Raw genomic sequence first — 20607 nt, 5'->3', positions numbered from 1 at the left:
TGAATCACTGCACCTGCAGCACCTCATCAGCCTTGCCGCCAGCACCCTGTATGACCAGATGGATGAAATGCAGCTTGGTGATGACCGCCGGAGGCAACACGAACGGATAGAAATCCGCCTGACCCATGGCGCGGGACAATTCGTTGAGCATGCCCGCCAGCTCGATCCACGCATTGACGAACGAGAGAAACGCCGGACCGCCCGGATGCTGAGGGTCGTACAGGGTTTCCAGCGGGAACGGCTGGTAGTCGAGGTCCATGTCACGGGCGCTCATGCCCAGGCTCAGCGCGGTGTCGACGGCGTCCATCATGTGCAGGTAATGCGCCCAGGTTTCGGCCCAGTCTTCCCACGGGTGCATGGTCGCGTAGGCGCTGACGAAGCTCTGCTGCCAGTCGGCCGGCGCGCCATGCTGGTAGTGATGGTCAAGGGCGTCGGCGTAGCTGGCGCGGTCATCGCCGAACAGGTTGCGGAAACCGTCCTGCCAGTAGGTGTCGGCGATCAGGCGGTCCCAGTAGTAATGCCCCACTTCGTGACGGAAATGCCCGAGTAGCGTGCGGTAGGGTTCGTGCATCTGCACGCGAACCTTCTCACGAATGGCGTCGTCGGCTTCTTCGACGTTGAGGGTGATCAAGCCACTGGCGTGGCCGGTGGTGGGCAGGTTGCCTTCCAGGTCGACGCCGAGGAATTCGAAGGCCAGACCGCGTTCTTCGTCGACGCTTTTGGGGACGACGTGAAGGCCGAGGGTGATCAACTGTGCAACCAGCCGGCGCTTGGCGGTCTCGATCTTGCCCCAGCGCTCAGGGTTTTCCGGCACGGACAGGTCGGGGATGGTCTTGTTGAGGCTGCAAGCGATGCAAAAGTCGCCGGCGTTCAGCGCCGGAAACACCCAATTGCAGGCGGCTGCTGTGTCGAGGTTGGCGCAACGGCGGTAGAGCCCGGCCTGGGGCTCGTCGGTGAGACGCCAGGTCTGCGCCTCAGGGCCCGGTTCCAGCGCGGCAATCTTGCTCTGCTCGGGGAGATACCCCAACGCTGCGGAGCAGGCCAGGCACTGGCTGTTGCGGAAAAACACCGACTGTCCGCAATGGCATTGCCAGACTTTGCTGTTGCGTTTGTTCTCACCGGCGAACGGCGCCGCGATCCGTGTGCTGAGTTGCTCGAAGAACTGGAACATGGCGATATCCTGATGGGGCTGCAAGCACTAGATCGTCAAGGGTGGCGGGGGTTCCGTGGGATTTTCTTACTCTTTTAAGCGCGCCGTCGTCGATACTCCTTTATCCAAGTTCAGATCCGTGGCCCGCCTAACGGCGGACATTTCGCCTTCGGCGAGTTACTTGGAAAAGTCGAAAGTCGCACCATCCCCAAGTAACCAAGGGTGCCTGCTCCTGGTTTGGCCCTTCGTTCCTCAGGGTTCCCTCACTCCGACGACGCTCCGTGGGCCCGCGCCGAACGGACATCCATGTCCTGACGGCGCTCTCGCGGCATCCATGCCGCTCGGCCCACTCCGCGTCGTCTGCGTTCGGCCTGCACCCAAGTCGCGATTGGCGGTGTCTGGGCTGGCTGTGTATGAAGATCAAGATCAAGTGCAGATCAAAGGCTTCCCGGCTGAAGCCGGTCCTACGGGTGCGCGTTGTTTCTGCTGATCGTTGATCGTTCCCACGCTCCGCGTGGTAACGCCACCTCGGACGCTCCGCGTCCCTGCATGACGCGGAGCGTCTTGGGATGCATGCCCACGCGGAGCCTGGGAACGATCAGTTGCCGAACTGCGAAATTGATGGTGACTGAACTGCCCCCTTCCCGGCTAAAGCCGGTCCCACTAACGGCAGCGCGTGCATTCTGCGAGAGTCGCGGCAGACCTCGACCGTAGGACCGGCTTTAGCCGGGAAGCTTTTGATCTGCTTTTGATCTTCCTACACAAAAAGCCCAAACACCGCAGAACGCGACTTGGGTGCAGGCTGAACGCAGGTCTCGCGGAGTGGGCCGAGCCGCATGGATGCGGCGAGAGCGCCGTCAGGACATGGATGTCCGTTCGGCGCGGGCCCACGGAGCGAGACCGGAGTGAAGGAACCCCGACGCAGGAGGGGCCCAACCAGGAGCACAAGCCCTTGGTTACTTGGGGCTTTATCAAGTAACTCGCCGAAGGCGAAACAGTCTGCCCCCAGGCAGACGCTCTTGATCTTAAGGACCTTGATCTCGATATTGATCTAGCCGACCTCAACGCCTTGTTGCTTCAGAAACCCCACAAACGCCTCTTCGTCGAGCACCTTCAGCCCCAGCTCGTTGGCCTTGGTCAACTTCGACCCCGCCCCCGGCCCGGCCACCACCGTGTGGGTCTTCGCCGAGACAGAACCGGACACCTTCGCCCCCAGCCCCTCCAGCTTCTCCTTCGCCACATCCCGGCTCATCAACTCCAGCGAACCGGTCAAGACCCACGTCTGCCCGGCCAGCGGCAAACCCTCCACCACCTTTTTCTCGCTCTGCCAGTGCATGCCGAAATCCTTCAGCTGCTGCTCGATCGCCAACGCCCGCTGCGCATGCTCCGGGACATCGAAAAACGCCCGCACCGCCTGCGCCTGCTTCTCCGGCAGTGTCTGCCGCATATCCAGCCAGTCTGCCGAAACCACCGCCTCAAGGGTGCCGAACTTGTCCGCCAGTTTCTGCGCCGCACCCGGCCCTACCGACGGAATATTCAGCTTGTCCAGCATCCCGCCCAAGGTCGCACTGGCTGCGAACTCAGCGCCCAAGTCGCCCGTGTCCTGAAGCTCCATCTGGCATTCGCCGAGCAAGGCCCCGATCACGTTCTGGTTGTGCTCGTCTTCGAAAAAACTGTGGATCTCATGGGCGACTTCCAGGCCCACGTCCGGCAGATACGTCAGCACCTCCGGCAGCGCCACAATCACCCGATCCAGCGAACCCAACGAGCGCGCCAGCACCTTGGCCGTCTCCTCACCCACGTCCGGAATGCCCAGCGCATAGATGAAGCGCGCCAGCGTCGGCTGCTTGCTGTCATCGATGGCCTTGAGCAGCTTCTTGCTGGAGATCTCGGCAAAACCTTCCAGATCGATGATCTGCTCGTACTTAAGTTTGTACAGGTCAGCGGGCGAACCGATCAGTTTCTCGTCCACCAATTGCTCGATGGTCTTATCACCCAGGCCCTCGATGTCCATCGCCCGACGGGACACGTAATGGATGATCGCCTGCTTGAGCTGCGCGCCACAGGCCAGACGGCCGACGCAACGGTAAACCGCGCCTTCGCTGATGGTTTCCTTGCCCTTGCTGCGCTTGATCAGTTGCGTGCGCTCGACCTGGGAGCCACACACCGGGCAGGTCTGCGGGATCTCGACGGCGCGCGCGTCCTTCGGGCGGCGCTCCTGCACGACTTGCACCACTTGCGGAATCACGTCGCCGGCTCGGCGGATGATCACCGTGTCGCCAATCATCAGGCCCAGGCGGGCCACTTCGTCCATGTTGTGCAGCGTGGCGTTGGCGACGGTCACCCCGGCGACTTTTACCGGTTTCAAACGGGCGACCGGCGTGACGGCGCCGGTGCGGCCGACCTGGAATTCCACGTCGAGCAGCTCGGTGAGTTCTTCCATGGCCGGGAATTTGTGAGCGATGGCCCAGCGTGGTTCACGGGCGCGGAAACCCAGCTCGCGCTGGGCGGCAACGCTGTTCACCTTGAACACCACGCCGTCGATTTCGTACGGGAGCGTGAGACGTTTCTCGCCGATGTCGTGGTAGTACGTCAGGCAGTCTTCAATGCCGTGGGCAATTTTCATCTCGCGGCTGATCGGCATGCCCCACTCTTTCAGTTGCTGGAGGTTGCCGGTGTGGGTGTCGGCGATGTCGTGGGACACCTGGCCGATGCCGTAGCAGCAAAATTCCAGCGGGCGGTTGGCGGTGATTTTCGAATCCAGCTGGCGCAGGCTGCCGGCCGCCGCGTTGCGCGGGTTGGCGAAGGTCTTGCCACCCACTTCAAGCTGACTGGCGTTCAGACGCTCGAAGCCGGCCTTGGACATGAAGACTTCGCCGCGCACTTCGAGGATGTCCGGCCAGCCCTTGCCGTGCAGCTTCAGCGGGATATTGCGCACGGTGCGCACGTTGACGCTGATGTCTTCGCCGGTGGTGCCGTCGCCGCGGGTGGCACCACGCACCAGCGCGCCGTTCTGGTACAGCAGGCTGACCGCCAGGCCGTCGAGTTTCGGCTCGCAGCTGTATTCCACCTTCTTCGAAGCAGCCGGCAGGTCCAGCCCTTCGTTGACCCGACGATCGAACTCGAGCATGTCGGTTTCTTCGAAGGCGTTGCCGAGGCTCAGCATGGGGATTTCGTGGCGCACCTGGGTGAACGCCGACAGTGCCGCACTGCCCACCCGCTGGGTCGGCGAGTCAGGGGTCACCAGATGCGGGTTCTCCGCCTCCAGCGCCTTCAGCTCGTGGAACAGCCGGTCGTACTCGACGTCCGGGATGCTTGGCTCGTCGAGCACGTGATAGCGGTAATTGTGCTGATCCAGCTCAGCGCGCAGTTCAAGGATGCGGGTTTCGGCGGCTTTCATAGGTGTGATCTCGAAATGCAAAAGAGCAGCCGAAGCTGCTCAATTGGTGATGCTTGAATCTGTGGGAGCGCCAATCAACGGCGCTGGGTCAGGGCGCGACGTTCGAACTCGACGATGCGCTGACGGTAATGCTCGATGGTCTGCGCGGTCATGACGCTGCGCTGGTCATCTTTCAATTCACCGTTGAGCTCGTGGGCCAGCTTGCGAGCGGCGGCGACCATGACATCAAACGCCTGCTTCGGATGACGCGGCCCTGGCAGACCCAGGAAGAAGCTGACGGCGCGGGTGCTGAAGTGGTCGATATCGTCCAGATCGAACACGCCCGGCTTGACCGCATTGGCCATCGAGAACAGCACTTCGCCGTTGCCGGCCATGCTTTCGTGACGGTGGAAAATGTCCATTTCGCCAAAGCGCAGGCCGCTTTCCAGAATGTTCTGCAACAGCGCCGGACCTTTGAAGCCGCTTTCGTCCCGGGAGATCACGCTGATCACCAGCACTTCTTCCACCGGTGGCAGGTCCTTGTCTTCGGTGATGCGCTGGTTCGGCTTGTCGTCCGGGAAGTCGTCGTCGCGGGCACTGAACAGGTCAGGACCGGCGCTCAGGTTAAGGTCGCCCTGATGCGGCTCGTCCTTGCGCTTGCCCCGTCGCGGTTCACGTTCGGCGCGCTCCCGGGGCGCTGCACTCATCGTCGGCAGGTCATGCTCGTCGAGTTTCGGTTCTTTATGGGTGTCGAGGACGCGCGCAGGGCCCAGCACTTCGGCGGACGTTGGTTCGTCGTCGTCCGGCAGGTTGGATAAGTTGCGGTCCAGCCTGAATTTCAATTTGCCCTTGCCGCCGCGCATACGGCGCCAGCCGTCAAACAGAATACCGGCAATGACAATAATGCCGATGACGATCAGCCACTCTCGCAGACCGATTTCCATGTAGTCCCGTGCCTCTAATGAAATTCTGAAAATTAAGGGCGCAAACCCCTTTAAAACGTGGAGCCAACTCTATGTTCTGAATGGCCTTTTACCCACGCGAAATGGAAAAGTGGACATTAAGCTAGCACGACCAAAGGCAACTTTACACCGTCTGTTACATCTGGCAGGTCACAAGCATCTGTCACGCTGCGGCGGTGGTTCCTGTACTGGACGTCCGTGCGCCACTTTTCCCTGCAAATCTGCATGATCGCCACGCGATCAACTGCGCATCCTGCTATGACTCCACCAGCGCCATCGCCTCCTCTACGTCCACCGCCACCAGCCTTGAACAACCCGGTTCGTGCATGGTGACGCCCATCAACTGGTCAGCCATTTCCATGGCGATCTTGTTGTGGGTGATGTAGATGAACTGCACCGTCTGCGACATCTCTTTGACCAACCGGGCGTAGCGCCCCACGTTGGCGTCGTCCAGCGGCGCATCGACTTCGTCGAGCATGCAGAACGGCGCCGGGTTGAGTTTGAAGATGGCAAAAACCAGCGCCAGCGCGGTCAGGGCTTTCTCACCCCCGGACAGCAAATGGATCGTGCTGTTTTTCTTGCCGGGAGGACGCGCCATGATCGTCACCCCTGTATCGAGTAAATCTTCGCCCGTCAGTTCCAAGTAAGCGCTGCCGCCACCGAAAACTTTTGGAAAAAGTGCCTGAATTCCGCTGTTTATCTGATCAAAGGTCTCTTTGAAGCGGTTCCGCGTTTCCTTGTCGATTTTGCGGATCACGCTTTCCAGCGTGTCCAGCGCTTCGACCAGATCGGCGTCCTGGGCGTCCAGATAGCGTTTGCGTTCGGACTGCTGCTGATACTCGTCGATGGCAGCAAGGTTGATCGCGCCCAGACGCTGAATCCGCGCGGCGATGCGTTCCAGCTCTTCTTCGGCGGCCTTCTCGTTGGCGTCGGCGGTCAGGGTCGCCAGCACGCCATCCAGGTCGTAGCCGTCTTCGTGCAGTTGCTCCTGAAGCGCCTTGCGCCTTACGGTCAGGGTCTGCCATTCCAGGCGCTGCTGCTCCAATTGCCCACGCAACAGCGCCGATTGCTGCTCGGCCTGGTTGCGACGTTTCTCGGCTTCCCGCAGTTCGCGGTCGGCGTCTTCCAGGGCGTTCTTGGCGGTGCGCATCTCCTCGTCGACCACCATGCGCTTTTCCAGCAGCTCTTCGAGCTTCATGCGCAACTCTTCCAGCGGCGCGGCGCCCTCCTCCAGATTCAGGCTCAATTGCTCGCGCTTCTCGGTCAGGCGCTCGGACTGCATCTCCAGCCGTTCCAGGGCCTGACGGGTGGAATCATGCTGCGCGCGCAGCGAACCCAGGCGCACGGCCAACTGGTTGGCGTGATCCTTATGCTGCCGGGCTTCCTGACGCACCCGGTCCAGGCGCTCGCGCAGGCTGTCGCGCTGGGCCAGTAGCAGCTCGCGCTGTTCGGTGTCCAGCGCCATGCTGTCGAGGGCGTCCTGCAGTTGCAGACGGGATTCGCCGAGGGTTTCCTGCTCCATGGCCCGCTGTTCAGCGAGCTCGGTCAATTCTTCATCGAGCCGCGTGCGGCGCAGGGTCAGTTGCTCGACCTTGGCTTTGGCAGCGGACAACTGCGCCTTGAGCTCACTCTGCTGACGGGCTTCGTCCTGCAAACGGCGGCGCAATTGCTCGCGGTTGTCTTCCTGGGTGCGTTGCTGCTCGCGCTGAGTTAGCAATTGTTCTTCCAGCGCAGCCAGGCTCGCCTCACGTTCGTCGCGCTCGGCTTCAAGGCGCTCCAATTCCTGCCCCCGCGCCAGCACGCCGCTTTCGGCCTCGCTGGCACGGCGCACACGGAGAAAATCCCGGCCGACCCAATAGCCGTCGCGGCTGATCAGGCTCTCACCGGCGCCCAGTTGCCCGCGAAGCGCCAGGGCATCGTCGAGGGTTTCCACGGGTTTGACCTGGCCCAGCCAGTGGGTCAGATCGACCTGTGTATCGACTTTGTCCAGCAAACTACCAGGGATCCGGGTGACATCAGCGCCGGGATTCACCAGGCGCAGGTCGCCCTGACTGAATCCGGCCAGATCGAGACCGGCGAAATCATCCACCAGCACCGCATTCAGGTCGGCGCCCAGCACGGTTTCCACGGCCATTTCCCAGCCCGCCTCGACCCGCAGCCCCTCGGCCAGACGCGGACGCTCACTGAGTTGATGATCGCGCAGCCATTCGGCGGTACCGGTGCCGGGATCGAGTGCCGCCTGTTGCAAGGCTTCCAGCGAAGCGAGGCGACCGTTCAAGCGTTGCAGATCGCCCTGGGCCTGTTGCTGCGCCTGGGTGGCCTGTTGCAGATCGACGCGCAGTTGCTCAAGGCGCTCGATCAGGTGTTCTTCTTCAGCGGTCAGTTCTTCGAAAGCCATTTCCCGCGCGGCGAGGTCTTCGCTGAGTTCGAGAATCGCGGCGTCTTCGGGGTCAGCCGCGAGCAATTGGCGCTCTTCACCCAAACGCCGCTGACGCTCGGCCAGGCGCTCCAGGCTGGTTTCCAGCTGCTGAATGCGCGACTGCTGCACTTCCGCCTGGCGCCGGGGTTCGGCGGACGTGAGGTTGAAAGCGTCCCACTGCTCCTGCCAGCCTTGCATGGCGGTCTCGGCGTCTTCCAGCGCGGCGGCGGATTCTTCGGCGGCGGCGAGGGTGATTTCCTGCTCCGGCTCGAGCATTTCCAGCTCTTCGCCAAGGGTCGCCAGCAGTGTGCGGTCGTGGCCCAGGTGGGATTCGGTTTCCAGGCGCGCGCGCTCGGCTTCGCGCAGGTCGTCCTGCAACTGACGCAAGCGTTGCTGACCGTGCTGGATGCTCTGCTCGACCCGGGCGATGTCGCCGCCCACGGAATAGAAGCGCCCCTGCACGAGGTTGAATCGCTCGGACAGGTCGTGATGGCCATCGCGCAGGCGCTCGATGGCCGCGTCGGCGCTGCGCTGGTCGGCGACCAATGACTCGAAGCCGACCTCCTGATTGCCGATCACCGATTCGCGCTGGGCCACTTGCTCATTCAGCGCCTGCCAGCGCAAAGCCGACAGTTGCGCCTTGAGCTGACGCTCTTCGGCCTTGTATTCCTGATACTTCTCGGCCGCCTGGGCCTGACGCTGCAGGCGCTCCAGCTGCCGACCCAGTTCTTCGCGCAAATCGGTCAGGCGCGCGAGGTTTTCGTGGGTGCGGCGAATGCGGTTTTCGGTGTCGCGGCGGCGCTCCTTGTACTTGGAGATGCCGGCAGCTTCTTCGATGAAATTGCGCAGGTCTTCGGGCTTGGCTTCGATCAGCTTGGAGATCATGCCCTGCTCGATGATCGAGTAGCTACGCGGACCCAGGCCGGTACCGAGGAAGATGTCGGTGATGTCGCGGCGACGGCATTTGGTGCCGTTGAGGTAATAGCTGTTCTGGCTGTCGCGGGTGACTTTGCGGCGAATGGAGATTTCCGCGTAGCTGGCGTATTCGCCGACCAGGGTGCCGTCGGAGTTATCGAAAACCAGCTCGATGCTCGCCTGACTCACCGGCTTGCGGCTGGTGGAGCCGTTAAAGATGACATCGGTCATCGACTCGCCGCGCAGGTTCTTGGCCGAGCTTTCGCCCATGACCCAGCGCACCGCGTCGATGACGTTGGATTTGCCGCATCCATTGGGGCCGACCACGGCCGCCATGTTGCTGGGGAAGTTCACCGTCGTCGGGTCGACGAACGATTTGAACCCGGCCAGCCTGATGCACTTGAGGCGCATGAATCAGCTGGCCGCCAGGGCAGACAAAACCGATTGGCAGCTGCGCTCGGCGTAGCAGGTCAGCACGTCGCGGATGCGCGCCAGATCCCGCGCCACCACTGCTTCGAGCAACTGGCCGAACAGGGTCAGGTATTCGCTCATTTCCGCCTCGCGTTGATCCAGGGCGAGGAAATAGAAGCGGCTCATGGAGGGCTGCAGGTTCTCGACGGTCTCTTCCAGGTACGGGTTGTTGGCGAACGGATAGGCCGCGCGCATCACGTTGAAGCTCTCTTCGACGAAGCCTTTCACGTCCTGGCGCTCGCAACTGGCCATGAGCCGCTGCTGAATCTGCTGGAACGGCGCCAGATCGACCGGCTCCTTCCAGCTGCGCGCCACGGCCAGACCGAGCAGGATGTACATCTCGCTCATCAAGGCGCAGAGGCTGGTGATGTTGTGCGGGGTCAGGACCGACACCTGCGCGCCACGACGGGGCAGGATCACGATCAGGTGGCGGCGCTCGAGGATCAACAAGGCCTCGCGCACCGAGCCCCGGCTCACGTTCAGCGCGGCCGTGACCTTCTGCTCCTGAATCCGCTCCCCTGGCTTGAGCTCGCCGCGGATGATGCGCTCGGCAAGGTGGTGAGCGATCTGCTCGGCGAGGCTGTCAGGTGCCTTGAACGTCATTTCTTACCTTCAACTTCTTGGGTCGCAAACAAGCGGCGGAGTGTATCGCACTGCAGGTCTGTGGCGCAGGGCCATACTGTGGAAACTGGCACGAATTAAGCAGAAACACGGATATGTTCTGCTCACGCGCACCCAGTCTTTAAACATCATGTTCACCTGAGTTATCGGCCATATTTCGAAATAATGAATTTCTTGACCTTTGAGTCAGAAATTAATTGACCCGATAGTCAGAGCTGATAGATTCATCGACATGTTCGATGACCCCTCCGCCGGCAGCTGTGACCAGTGCTTTTAAATGACAAGAACGAGGCGCGACCCGTGATCCAGTTTCTCCTGAACCAAGAGCTGAAAACCGAACAGGCTCTGGACCCCAATGTGACGGTGCTCAACTATCTGCGCGAGCATCTGCACAAGTCCGGCACCAAAGAAGGCTGCGCCAGCGGCGATTGCGGCGCGTGCACCGTGGTCGTGGGCGAGCTGACCACCGATGCGGCGGGCCGGGAGCAACTGAGTTATCGCAGCCTCAATTCCTGCCTGACCTTCGTGGCCTCGCTGCACGGCAAGCAGCTAATCAGCGTCGAAGACCTCAAGCATCAGGGACGCTTGCACAGCGTCCAGCAGGCGATGGTCGACTGCCACGGTTCCCAGTGCGGTTTCTGCACGCCGGGCTTTGTCATGTCGCTGTTCGCGCTGCAAAAGAACAGCGCCGAATCCGCCTCCTCCGAGACCAGGCACGCCCAGGCCCACGAAGCCTTGGCCGGAAACCTATGCCGTTGCACCGGCTATCGACCCATCCTCGCGGCGGCCGAGCAAAGCTGCAGCCAAGCGCAGCCTGACCAGTTCGATGCCCTGAAATCTCAGACCATCGCCCGCCTCAAGGCCATTGCGCCGACGCAAACCGGCGAGCTGAACAGCGGTGACAAGCGCTGCCTGGTACCGCTGACCGTCGCCGATCTGGCGGATCTCTACAACGCCTATCCTCAGGCGCGATTGCTGGCCGGCGGCACTGATCTGGCCCTCGAAGTGACGCAATTCCATCGCCCGCTGCCGGTGATGATCTACGTCGGCAACGTCGCGGCGATGAAGAAGATCGAGCATTTCGAAGACCGCATCGAGATCGGCGCGGCCACGGCGCTCACCGATTGCTACGAAGCACTGAGCCGCGAGTACCCGGATTTCGGTGAATTGCTGCACCGTTTTGCATCGCTGCAGATCCGCAATCAGGGCACCCTCGGCGGCAACATCGGCAACGCTTCGCCGATTGGCGACTCGCCGCCCCTGCTCATCGCCCTGGGCGCGAAGATCGTGCTGCGCAAAGGCGAGCAGACCCGCACCCTGGCGCTGGAGGATTACTTCATTGATTACCGGGTGACGGTGCGTCAGGAAAGCGAGTTCATCGAGCGCATCATCGTGCCCCGCGCCAACGCCCGGCAGACGTTTCGCGCGTACAAGGTTTCCAAGCGGCTGGACGACGACATCTCGGCGGTGTGCGCAGCGTTCCGCGTGCAGGTCGAGAACGGTGCCATCGTCGACGCCCGCGCGGCCTTCGGCGGCATGGCGGCGATCCCCAAACGCGCCGCCCATTGCGAACAGGCGCTGATCGGCCAGCCGTGGACGTCGGCCACCATCGAGCGTGCCTGCGCCGCACTGGCCGAGGATTTCACGCCGCTGACGGATTTCCGCGCGAGCAAGGAATACCGCCTGCTCAGCGCACAGAACCTGCTGCGTAAGTACTTCATCGAAGTGCAAACGCCCCACATCCAGACGCGGGTGACAGCTTATGTCTAACCATCATTCAGCCAAGTCCCAGGAAGAAATGGTCGCCCTGTTTCAACAGGACCTGACCACCGGCGTGGGCCGCAGCGTCAAGCATGACAGCGCCGACAAGCACGTCTCCGGCGAAGCGATCTACATCGACGACCGCCTCGAATTCCCCAATCAGCTGCACGTGTATGCGCGGCTGTCCGACCGTGCCCACGCGCGCATCGTCCGCGTCGACGTGTCGCCCTGCTACGCCTTCGACGGCGTGCGCATCGCCATCACCCACGAAGACATTCCGGGCCTCAAGGACATCGGCCCGCTGCTGCCCGGCGATCCGTTGCTGGCCATCGACACGGTCGAGTTCGTCGGTCAGCCGGTGATTGCCGTGGCGGCCCGAGATCTGGAAACCGCACGCAAGGCGGCCATGGCCGCGATCATCGAATACGAAGACTTGGAGCCGGTGCTCGACGTCGTCCAGGCCTACCGCAACAAGCACTTCGTCCTCGACAGCCACACCCACCAGCGCGGTGATTCGGCGACGGCGCTGGCGTCCGCCACCCACCGGATTCAGGGCACGCTGCACATCGGCGGTCAGGAGCACTTCTACCTGGAGACGCAGATTTCGTCGGTGATGCCCACGGAAGACGGCGGCATGATCGTCTATTGCTCGACGCAGAACCCGACCGAGGTGCAGAAGCTCGTCGCCGAAGTGCTGGACGTGCCGATGAACAAGATCGTCGTCGACATGCGCCGTGTGGGCGGCGGCTTCGGCGGCAAGGAAACCCAGGCCGCGAGCCCCGCGTGCCTGTGCGCGGTGGTTGCGCGTCTGACCGGTCAGCCGACCAAGATGCGCCTGCCCCGCGTGGAAGACATGATGATGACCGGTAAGCGGCACCCGTTTTACGTCGAGTATGACGTGGGGTTCGACGACGACGGACGCTTGCACGGGATTCAGCTGGAACTGGCGGGCAACTGCGGTTACTCACCGGACTTGTCGGCGTCCATCGTCGACCGCGCGATGTTTCACGCCGACAATTCGTATTACCTGGGCGACGCCACGATCAACGGCCATCGCTGCAAGACCAACACCGCGTCGAATACCGCTTATCGTGGCTTCGGCGGCCCCCAGGGGATGGTCGCCATCGAGGAAGTCATGGACGTCATCGCCCGGCATCTGGGCAAGGACCCGCTGGCGGTGCGCAAGGCCAACTATTACGGCAAGACCGAGCGCAACGTCACCCATTACTACCAGACGGTCGAGCACAACATGCTCGAAGAGATGACTGCCGAACTGGAAGAAAGCAGTGACTACGCCGAGCGACGTAAAGCGATCACGGCCTACAACGCCCACAGCCCGATTCTGAAGAAAGGCCTGGCCCTGATTCCGGTGAAATTCGGCATTTCCTTCACTGCCAGCTTTCTCAACCAGGCCGGCGCGCTGATCCACATTTACACCGACGGCAGCATCCACCTCAATCACGGCGGCACCGAGATGGGCCAGGGTCTGAACGTCAAGGTGGCGCAGGTGGTGGCCGAGGTGTTCCAGGTCGACATCGACCGTGTGCAGATCACCGCGACGAATACCGACAAGGTGCCGAACACGTCGCCGACGGCCGCCTCCAGCGGCGCTGACTTGAACGGCAAGGCGGCGCAGAACGCTGCGGAAATCCTCAAGCAGCGGCTGGTGGAATTCGCAGCCAGGCACTATCAGTGCGATGAGTCGCGGGTCGAGTTTCGCAACGGTCATGTGCGCGTCGGCGAGCAGGTCATCAGCTTCGACACCCTCGCCCAGCAGGCGTGGATGGGCCAGGTGTCGCTGTCGAGCACGGGCTATTACAAGACGCCGAAGATCTTCTACGACCGCAGCCAGGCGCGCGGCCGGCCCTTCTATTACTTTGCCTTCGGCGCGGCCTGCACCGAGGTGCTGGTCGACACCCTGACCGGCGAATACAAAATGCTGCGCACGGACATTCTTCACGACGTCGGCGCCTCGCTGAATCCGGCCATCGACATCGGCCAGGTCGAGGGCGGCTACATTCAAGGGATGGGCTGGCTGACCACCGAGGAACTGGTCTGGAACGACAAGGGCAAACTGATGACCAACGGCCCGGCCGGCTACAAGATTCCGGCCGTGGCCGACATGCCGGCGGACCTGCGCGTGAAGCTGGTGGAAAACCGCAAGAACCCCGAAGACACGGTGTTCCATTCCAAAGCCGTGGGCGAGCCGCCGTTCATGCTGGGCATCGCCGCGTGGTGCGCGATCAAGGACGCGGTGGCGAGCCTGGGCGATTACAAGCATCAACCGAAGATCGACGCGCCGGCGACCCCGGAGCGGGTGTTGTGGGGCTGTGAGCAGATGCGCGCGTTGCGGGCTGCGGCGCCGGAAGCGGAAGGTGTCGCCCATGAGCTGGCGGGTTCGCCAGTTTGAACAGTGGTGGCTTGAGCCAACGCCTTCGCGAGCAAGGTGGAGCGCCACCCCGGTCGTTCCTACAGTCCAAATGCGAGCCTGTAGGAGTGAGCTTGCTCGCGATGAGGCCAGCACGGGCAATGACGATGTTTGATCTGCCAACCCGCCGATCAGGAGAAATCACATGAATAACTGGATCAGCGCCCTCGCCGATTTGCAGCAGCAGGGCGAGGCCTGCGTGCTGGTGACCATCATCGAGGAGCGGGGCTCGACGCCGCGCAATGCCGGCTCGAAAATGGTCGTCAGCGCCGGGCGGATCTTCGACACCATCGGCGGCGGTCACCTGGAATACAAGGCCATGGAAATCGCCCGGGAGATGCTCGCCAGCGGTAGCCAACAAACCCGTCTGGAGCGCTTCAGCCTTGGCGCCAGCCTGGGTCAGTGCTGCGGCGGCGTTAACGTGTTGCTGTTCGAACCCATGGGCCAGCCCCAGGCGCACATTGCCGTTTTCGGCGCCGGCCACGTCGGTCGGGCGCTGGTGCCGCTGCTGGCCAGCCTGCCCTGCCGCGTGCGCTGGATCGATTCCCGCGAGGCCGAATTTCCCGCGCACCTGCCAGAAGGCTTGACGCAGATCCTCTGCGAGGACGTCACCGAAGAAGTGGATAACCTCCCCGCTGGCAGCTATTGCATCGTCATGACCCACAATCATCAGCTGGACCTGGAACTCGCCGCTGCGATTCTCAAGCGTGGCGACTTCAGCTATTTCGGCCTGATCGGCTCGAAAACCAAACGGGTGAAGTTCGAGCATCGCCTGCGGGATCGTGGTTTTGAGCCCGCAGTGCTGCAGCGGATGCGGTGCCCGATGGGCCTGACGGAGGTCAAAGGCAAGCTGCCCATGGAAATCGCCGTGTCCATCGCCGGCGAAGTGATCGCCACCTACAACGCTCATTTCGGCGAGCAAAGCACCACCGCCGAACCTGTCGCCAAGCTGCTGCCGGTGTCCCGCCGCAGCCAGGCCCAATGAATCCCGGAAGAACGATCAACTGACATGACCACAGATATCAGCACCGCCAAAAAAGCCTACCGCGCCGCCATCATTCACAGCATCGCCGACCCTGCCGACGTAGCGGTGGAAGCGTCGTACGAATATTTCGAAGACGGCCTGATGGTGGTCGACAACGGCAAGATCATCGCCCTCGGCAATGCCGAAGACCTGTTGAAGACCCTCGCCAACGACGTCGAAATCGTCAGCTATCAGGACGCGCTGATCACCGCCGGTTTCATCGACACCCACATCCATTTGCCGCAGACCGGCATGGTCGGGTCCTACGGCGAGCAGTTACTCGACTGGCTGAATACCTACGTGTTTCCCTGCGAGAAGCAGTTCGAAGACCCCGAGCATTCGGCCCAGGTGGCTGACATCTTTCTCAAGGAACTGCTGCGCAACGGCACCACCACGGCACTGGTGTTCGGCAGTCGTCACAAGGAGTCGGTGGAGGCGCTGTTCAGTGCCGCCGAGAAGCTCAATCTGCGCCTGATTGCCGGCAAGGTGATGATGGACCGCAACGCGCCGGATTATCTGGTGGACACCGCTGAATCCAGCTACGTCGACAGCAAGGCGCTGATCGAGCGCTGGCATGGCAAGGGCCGTCTGCATTACGCCGTCACCCCGCGCTTCGCCCCGACCAGCACGCCCGAGCAATTGACCCTGGCCGGCCAGTTGCTGACCGAATACCCCGACCTGTACATGCAGACCCACATCAGTGAAAACCTGAAGGAAGTCGAGTGGGTCAAGGCGCTGTTCCCGGAGCGCAAGAACTACCTGGACGTGTACGACCATTTCAACCTGCTCGGAGAGCGCTCGATGTTCGCCCATGGCGTGCACCTGTGCGACCAAGAGTGTGAACGCCTGGCAGAAACCGGGTCAGCCATTGCCTTCTGCCCGACCTCCAACCTGTTCCTCGGCAGTGGGCTGTTCAACTTGCCGATGGCGGAAAAGCACAAGGTCAATGTAGGACTCGGAACGGATGTCGGCGCCGGGACGAGCTTTTCGCTGCTGCACACGTTGAACGAGGCGTACAAAGTCATGCAGCTGCAAGGCGCCAAACTGAGCCCGTTCAAATCGCTGTACCTGGCGACACTGGGCGGCGCACGGGCACTGCGGCTCGAAGACAAGATCGGCAATCTGCAGCCGGGCAGCGAAGCAGACTTCGTGGTGCTGGACTTCAACGCCACACCGCTGCTGGCCTACCGCATGAGTCAGGCGACCAGCATTGAAGAGCGGTTGTTCGTGTTGATGACCCTGGGGGATGACCGGACCGTGAGCGAAACGTATTCGGCGGGGGGGTTGGTGCATAAGCGTTGAGGCGCTGCTGCACGCTCTGCGTTCGCCGCAAGAGATGCGGCGAACTGGCGGGGTTAGACGGCGGTGCTGCGTCCTGCTTTTTTCTTCGGCAGCATCAGGTGCGAGAACACGGCGTGGAGGTCGTCGGAGGCGCTGTCTTCGTCGAGGTTGAGCTTGCTGTCGATGTGATCCATGTGGTGCATCATCAGGTTCACCGCCAGGGTCGCGTCGCGGGCTTCGATGGCGTCGATCAGTTGGGTGTGTTCATCGTATGAGCAGTGCGAGCGGTTGCCGCTTTCGTACTGCGCGATGATCAGCGAGGTCTGCGAGACCAGACTGCGCTGGAAGCTGATGAGCGGAGCATTTTTCGCCGCTTCCGCCAGCTTCAGATGGAATTCCCCCGACAGACGAATCCCCGCCCCGCGATCCCCTTTGGAAAAACTGTCGCGCTCGTCGCTGACCATCTGGCGCAGCTGGCTGAGCTGTTCCGCCGTGGCGTGCTCGACCGCCAGTTCAGTGATCGCCTTCTCCACCAGACGCCGGGCAAAGAACACCTGTCGTGCCTCATCGACGCTCGGGCTGGCCACCACCGCCCCACGGTTAGGGCGCAACAACACCACCCCCTCGTGGGCCAGTCGCGAGAGTGCGCGACGAATGATGGTGCGGCTGACGCCGAAGATTTCACCCAGGGCTTCTTCACTCAGTTTGGTGCCGGGCGCCAGGCGCTGTTCGAGAATCGCCTCGAAAATGTGCGCGTAGACGATGTCGTCCTGGGTGCCGGTACGGCCGGATTTGGCCGTGCGTGAGTGTTTCTTGAGGGGTTGCAGCTGATCGTTCATGGGCACTCGTGGTAACAGAATCCGGCGCGGGGCCTTGCCGTGATCAGGGCGGGTACGACCACTGTTGGAGCAACCAATAGCAGATATCCCGGCAAAGTCACAGTAAAAGTAATGGCGCATTGTACACAGCCGGCAACGTCTGCACAGGCCCCGAAACGGCGGGGCGTTATGCACACAATCCGCCAAATATCCCGAACAATATCGAAAACATTATTTGCATTATTTGTATACAAAAGCATAATCCTCTCGTGCACGTTTCTGACCTTTCAGTCAACAAATCGGCCTGACAGGTCCACTCGCCTCCCGGAGCCCGCAACCGGCTTTGTCATAACAACAAAAACGTCCCGAGGATTTCACTGTGGAAAGTCGCAAAACCGAAGCCACGCCGCTGGATCTCACGCTGCCGCGCAAAGGCCTGCTTGAACGCCTCTTCAAACTGAGCCTGCACGGCACGACCGTCCGGACCGAGCTGCTGGCGGGGCTCACGACCTTCATCACCATGGCCTACATCATCTTCGTCAACCCCAACATCATGGCCGACGCCGGCATCGATCATGGCGCGGCGTTCGTCGCGACCTGCATCGCCGCGGCGCTGGGCTGCCTGCTGATGGGGCTGTACGCCAACTGGCCGGTGGGCCTGGCGCCGGGGATGGGCCTGAACGCGTTCTTCACCTACACCTTGGTCGGCACCATGGGTTACAGCTGGGAAACGGCCTTGGGCGCGGTGTTCGTCTCGGGCGTGATCTTCATGTTCCTGACGCTGTCGCGGATCCGCGAATGGCTGCTCAACAGCATCCCGGTCAGCCTGCGCTACGCCATGGGCGCCGGGGTCGGCCTGTTTCTCGGGCTGATCGGCCTGAAGACCGCCGGCATCGTGGTCGACAGCCCGGCGACGCTGATCAGGCTCGGCTCGTTGCGCGAACCCGGTCCGCTGCTCGCCGCCATCTGCTTTCTGATGATCGCCGTGCTCAGTTACCACCGGGTCTTCGGCGCGATCCTCATCAGCATCATCGCGGTGACGCTGGCCGGCTGGGGCCTGGGGCTGGTGCATTACAACGGCATCTTCTCCACCCCGCCGAGCCTGGCGCCGACCTGGATGGCCATGGACCTGGCGGGCGTGTTCAACGTCAGCATGATCAGCGTAGTGCTGGCGTTTCTGTTCGTGCACATGTTCGACACGGCCGGCACGCTCATGGGTGTGGCACAGCGCGCCGGTCTGGTCCGCGAAGACGGTCGCATCGAGAACCTCTCACGGGCCTTGAAGGCAGACAGCGCCTCCAGCGTGTTCGGCGCAATGGTCGGTGTGCCGCCAGTGACCAGCTACGTGGAGAGCGCCTCGGGCGTGGCGGCCGGGGGGCGGACGGGGCTGACCGCCGTGACCGTGGGCGTGCTGTTCGTGGCGGCGATGTTCTTCGCCCCGCTGGCTGGCATGATTCCCGCCTACGCGACGGCAGGGGCATTGATTTATGTGGCGATGTTGATGATGGGCGGCATGGCGCACATCGACTGGGACGAAGCCACCGACAGCATCCCGGCGATCGTCACGGCGATCATGATGCCGCTGACGTTCTCAGTCGCCGACGGCATCGCGCTGGGCTTCATCACTTACGTAGTGCTCAAGGCCGGCACCGGCAAACACAGGGAGATTTCGGTCAGCCTGTGGGCGCTGTGCGCGATCTTCATCGCCAAGTTTGTGTTTCTGTAAATCAATAGCCGGCGGCGGCGCCATTGCCACGCGGGTCGAAAGCGCCTTCAAAACTGCCATTGACCAGCCGCACCGCAGCCCCGGCATGCCCCATGGTTTCAGTGAAGGCCGCAAGCAACTCGACCTCGTGGCCACGGCGCTTGAGTTCATCGACAACGGACGCCGGGAAACGCGACTCCAGTTTCAGGGTGTCCGACGTATCACCCCAGGTCCGCCCCAGTAACCAGCGCGGCGCCGTCACCGCCTGCTGCAATGGCTGACCAAACACCGCGTAGCGGCTGAACACCGCCGCCTGCGTCTGCGGCTGACCGTCTCCACCCATGGTGCCGTAGACCATGGCGCGGCCATCCTTCAAGCGGGCCGCCGCAGGGTTGAGCGTGTGGAACGGCTTCTTGCCCGGCTTCAAGACCAACAGGTGCTCAGGATCGAGACTGAACGAGGCGCCGCGGTTCTGCCAGTTCAAGCCCGAGCCCTGCAACACCACGCCGCTGCCGAATTCGTGGTAAATGCTCTGAATGAACGAAACCGCCAACCCGTCGTTATCGATCACACCCATCCAGATCGTGTCGCCCGGCCCCTTGCCTTCACCCCACGGCGCGGCTTGCTGCGGGTCAATGCGCGCGGCCAGCGCTTGCAGATTGTCCGGCGCCAGGCAGCTCTGTGGGTCGATAGTCATGTGCTCGGGGTCCGTTATGTGACCATCGCGCAGCGCGAATGCGAGCTTGGTCGCCTCCACCAGGGTATGAATATGGTCTGCCTCGTCCGCGGCATGTGAGGCCAAACCTGCGTGATCGGAAATCCCCAGGATCAGCTGCGAAACCAGCCCCTGGCTAGGGGGCGTCAGGTTGTAAACCGTGCCTGCGCTGTGGGTCAGCTCAAGGGGGCGCACACGCCTGGCCCGGTAGCCGGCCAGATCGGCGCGTGTCACCGGCGCGCCCAGTGCCTCCAGATCATGGGCAATGGAATCGGCAAGCGCCCCGCGATAGAAACTGTCGAGACCGTCGTCGGCCAAGGCTTGCAGCGTGTCCGCCAGACGCGGTTGCCGGAACAGACTGCCAGCTTGCGGTGCTGCGCCGTTCGGCAAAAACGTCTCCGCAAAACCCGGCACATGCTGCAGCTCAGCCTGCTTGGCAGAAGTGGCGACGTGTTGCGAGACGGTGGTGGGGATTCCAGACCGTGCATAGTGGATCGCGTCTTCGAGCAGGCGCGGCAAAGGAGTATGGCCACCCCGTTGCGCCGAAACTGCCAAGGCCTCCTGCCAGCCGCCTACGGTTCCCGCCACCGTCAGCGCCGCATCGACGCCACGGGTCGGGATCTTGCTCATGCCTTCGTAGCGGCTCAGGGTGGCCAGACTGCCAGCCGGACCGCTGGCGTCAATCGCCACCGGCTCGCCCTGAGCAGGCATGATGAGCCAGAAACCGTCGCCGCCCAGGCTGTTCATGTGTGGGTACACAACGGCGATCGTGGCGGCTGCCGCGACCATGGCCTCGATCGCGTTACCGCCCTCGCGCAATACTGCCAGCGCCGATTGGGCAGCGAGGCTGTGAGGTGCAACGGCAATGCCCCGAGCGGCCAGTGTGGTGTTCAACATGCGCAAATTCCTTGTTGTAAAAATTACAGAGCGTGTGCGGCAAGCCAGTTCATACGCATGC

General features: G+C 62.3%; 12 protein-coding genes. 5 read left to right on the top strand and 7 right to left on the bottom strand.

Going from position 1 to position 20607, the window contains the following annotated elements:
* Positions 1-4 precede the first annotated feature (4 nt).
* From SLW75_RS06375 to SLW75_RS06355, 5 genes are all read right to left on the bottom strand, one after another.
* Positions 5-1171: a putative zinc-binding metallopeptidase gene (locus tag SLW75_RS06375; RefSeq protein ID WP_065988709.1), complete on the bottom strand. Its 1167-nt coding sequence runs from the start codon at positions 1169-1171 to the stop codon at positions 5-7.
* A gap of 1030 nt (positions 1172-2201) precedes the next feature.
* A complete protein-coding gene (ligA, locus tag SLW75_RS06370; RefSeq protein WP_410933934.1) occupies positions 2202-4550 on the bottom strand; it encodes an NAD-dependent DNA ligase LigA in 2349 nt (782 codons plus the stop codon).
* Between the two features lie 74 nt (positions 4551-4624).
* Complete coding sequence (gene zipA / locus SLW75_RS06365; protein WP_065988711.1) at positions 4625-5473, bottom strand: cell division protein ZipA; 849 nt, start codon at positions 5471-5473, stop codon at positions 4625-4627.
* 274 nt (positions 5474-5747) lie between these two features.
* Positions 5748-9236, bottom strand: a complete 3489-nt coding sequence (smc, locus tag SLW75_RS06360; RefSeq protein WP_410933933.1) for a chromosome segregation protein SMC — start codon at positions 9234-9236, stop codon at positions 5748-5750.
* 3 nt (positions 9237-9239) lie between these two features.
* Complete coding sequence (locus SLW75_RS06355; protein ID WP_065988713.1) at positions 9240-9899, bottom strand: GntR family transcriptional regulator; 660 nt, start codon at positions 9897-9899, stop codon at positions 9240-9242.
* A gap of 318 nt (positions 9900-10217) precedes the next feature.
* Between SLW75_RS06355 and xdhA the strand changes: the two genes are divergently transcribed.
* From xdhA to guaD, 4 genes are all read left to right on the top strand, one after another.
* Positions 10218-11687 (top strand): xanthine dehydrogenase small subunit, encoded by a 1470-nt coding sequence (xdhA, locus tag SLW75_RS06350; RefSeq protein WP_410933932.1) that lies wholly within the window; start codon positions 10218-10220, stop codon positions 11685-11687.
* Entirely contained in the window at positions 11680-14088 is a 2409-nt protein-coding gene (xdhB, locus tag SLW75_RS06345) for a xanthine dehydrogenase molybdopterin binding subunit (RefSeq protein WP_410933931.1), read from the top strand. Before xdhA ends, xdhB begins: the two co-directional genes overlap by 8 nt.
* Positions 14089-14251: 163 nt before the next feature.
* Entirely contained in the window at positions 14252-15091 is an 840-nt protein-coding gene (gene xdhC / locus SLW75_RS06340; protein WP_410933930.1) for a xanthine dehydrogenase accessory protein XdhC, read from the top strand.
* A 24-nt stretch (positions 15092-15115) separates the two neighbouring features.
* Positions 15116-16432 (top strand): guanine deaminase, encoded by a 1317-nt coding sequence (gene guaD / locus SLW75_RS06335; protein ID WP_410933929.1) that lies wholly within the window; start codon positions 15116-15118, stop codon positions 16430-16432.
* A gap of 53 nt (positions 16433-16485) precedes the next feature.
* Here the strand turns inward: guaD and SLW75_RS06330 are convergent, their stop codons facing one another.
* Positions 16486-17250 carry a GntR family transcriptional regulator gene (locus SLW75_RS06330; RefSeq protein ID WP_410933928.1) on the bottom strand — a complete coding sequence of 255 codons (765 nt, stop codon included), beginning with the start codon at positions 17248-17250 and terminating at the stop codon, positions 16486-16488.
* A 358-nt stretch (positions 17251-17608) separates the two neighbouring features.
* On the opposite strand from SLW75_RS06330, the gene SLW75_RS06325 reads away from it, so the two are divergent.
* The gene (locus SLW75_RS06325; RefSeq protein WP_410933927.1) at positions 17609-18955 is read left to right on the top strand and encodes an NCS2 family permease; all 1347 of its coding nucleotides are present in this window, start codon (positions 17609-17611) and stop codon (positions 18953-18955) included.
* A gap of 1 nt (position 18956) precedes the next feature.
* Here the strand turns inward: SLW75_RS06325 and SLW75_RS06320 are convergent, their stop codons facing one another.
* Entirely contained in the window at positions 18957-20546 is a 1590-nt protein-coding gene (locus SLW75_RS06320; protein ID WP_410933926.1) for a gamma-glutamyltransferase family protein, read from the bottom strand.
* Positions 20547-20607 lie beyond the last annotated feature (61 nt).

This window comes from Pseudomonas sp. W5-01 (assembly GCF_046540435.1).
In the GTDB taxonomy this organism is placed as follows: Bacteria; Pseudomonadota; Gammaproteobacteria; order Pseudomonadales; family Pseudomonadaceae; genus Aquipseudomonas; species Aquipseudomonas graminis_B.
Note: the sequence above shows the minus strand (reverse complement) of the source record. Positions and strands in the feature narration are given on the sequence as shown.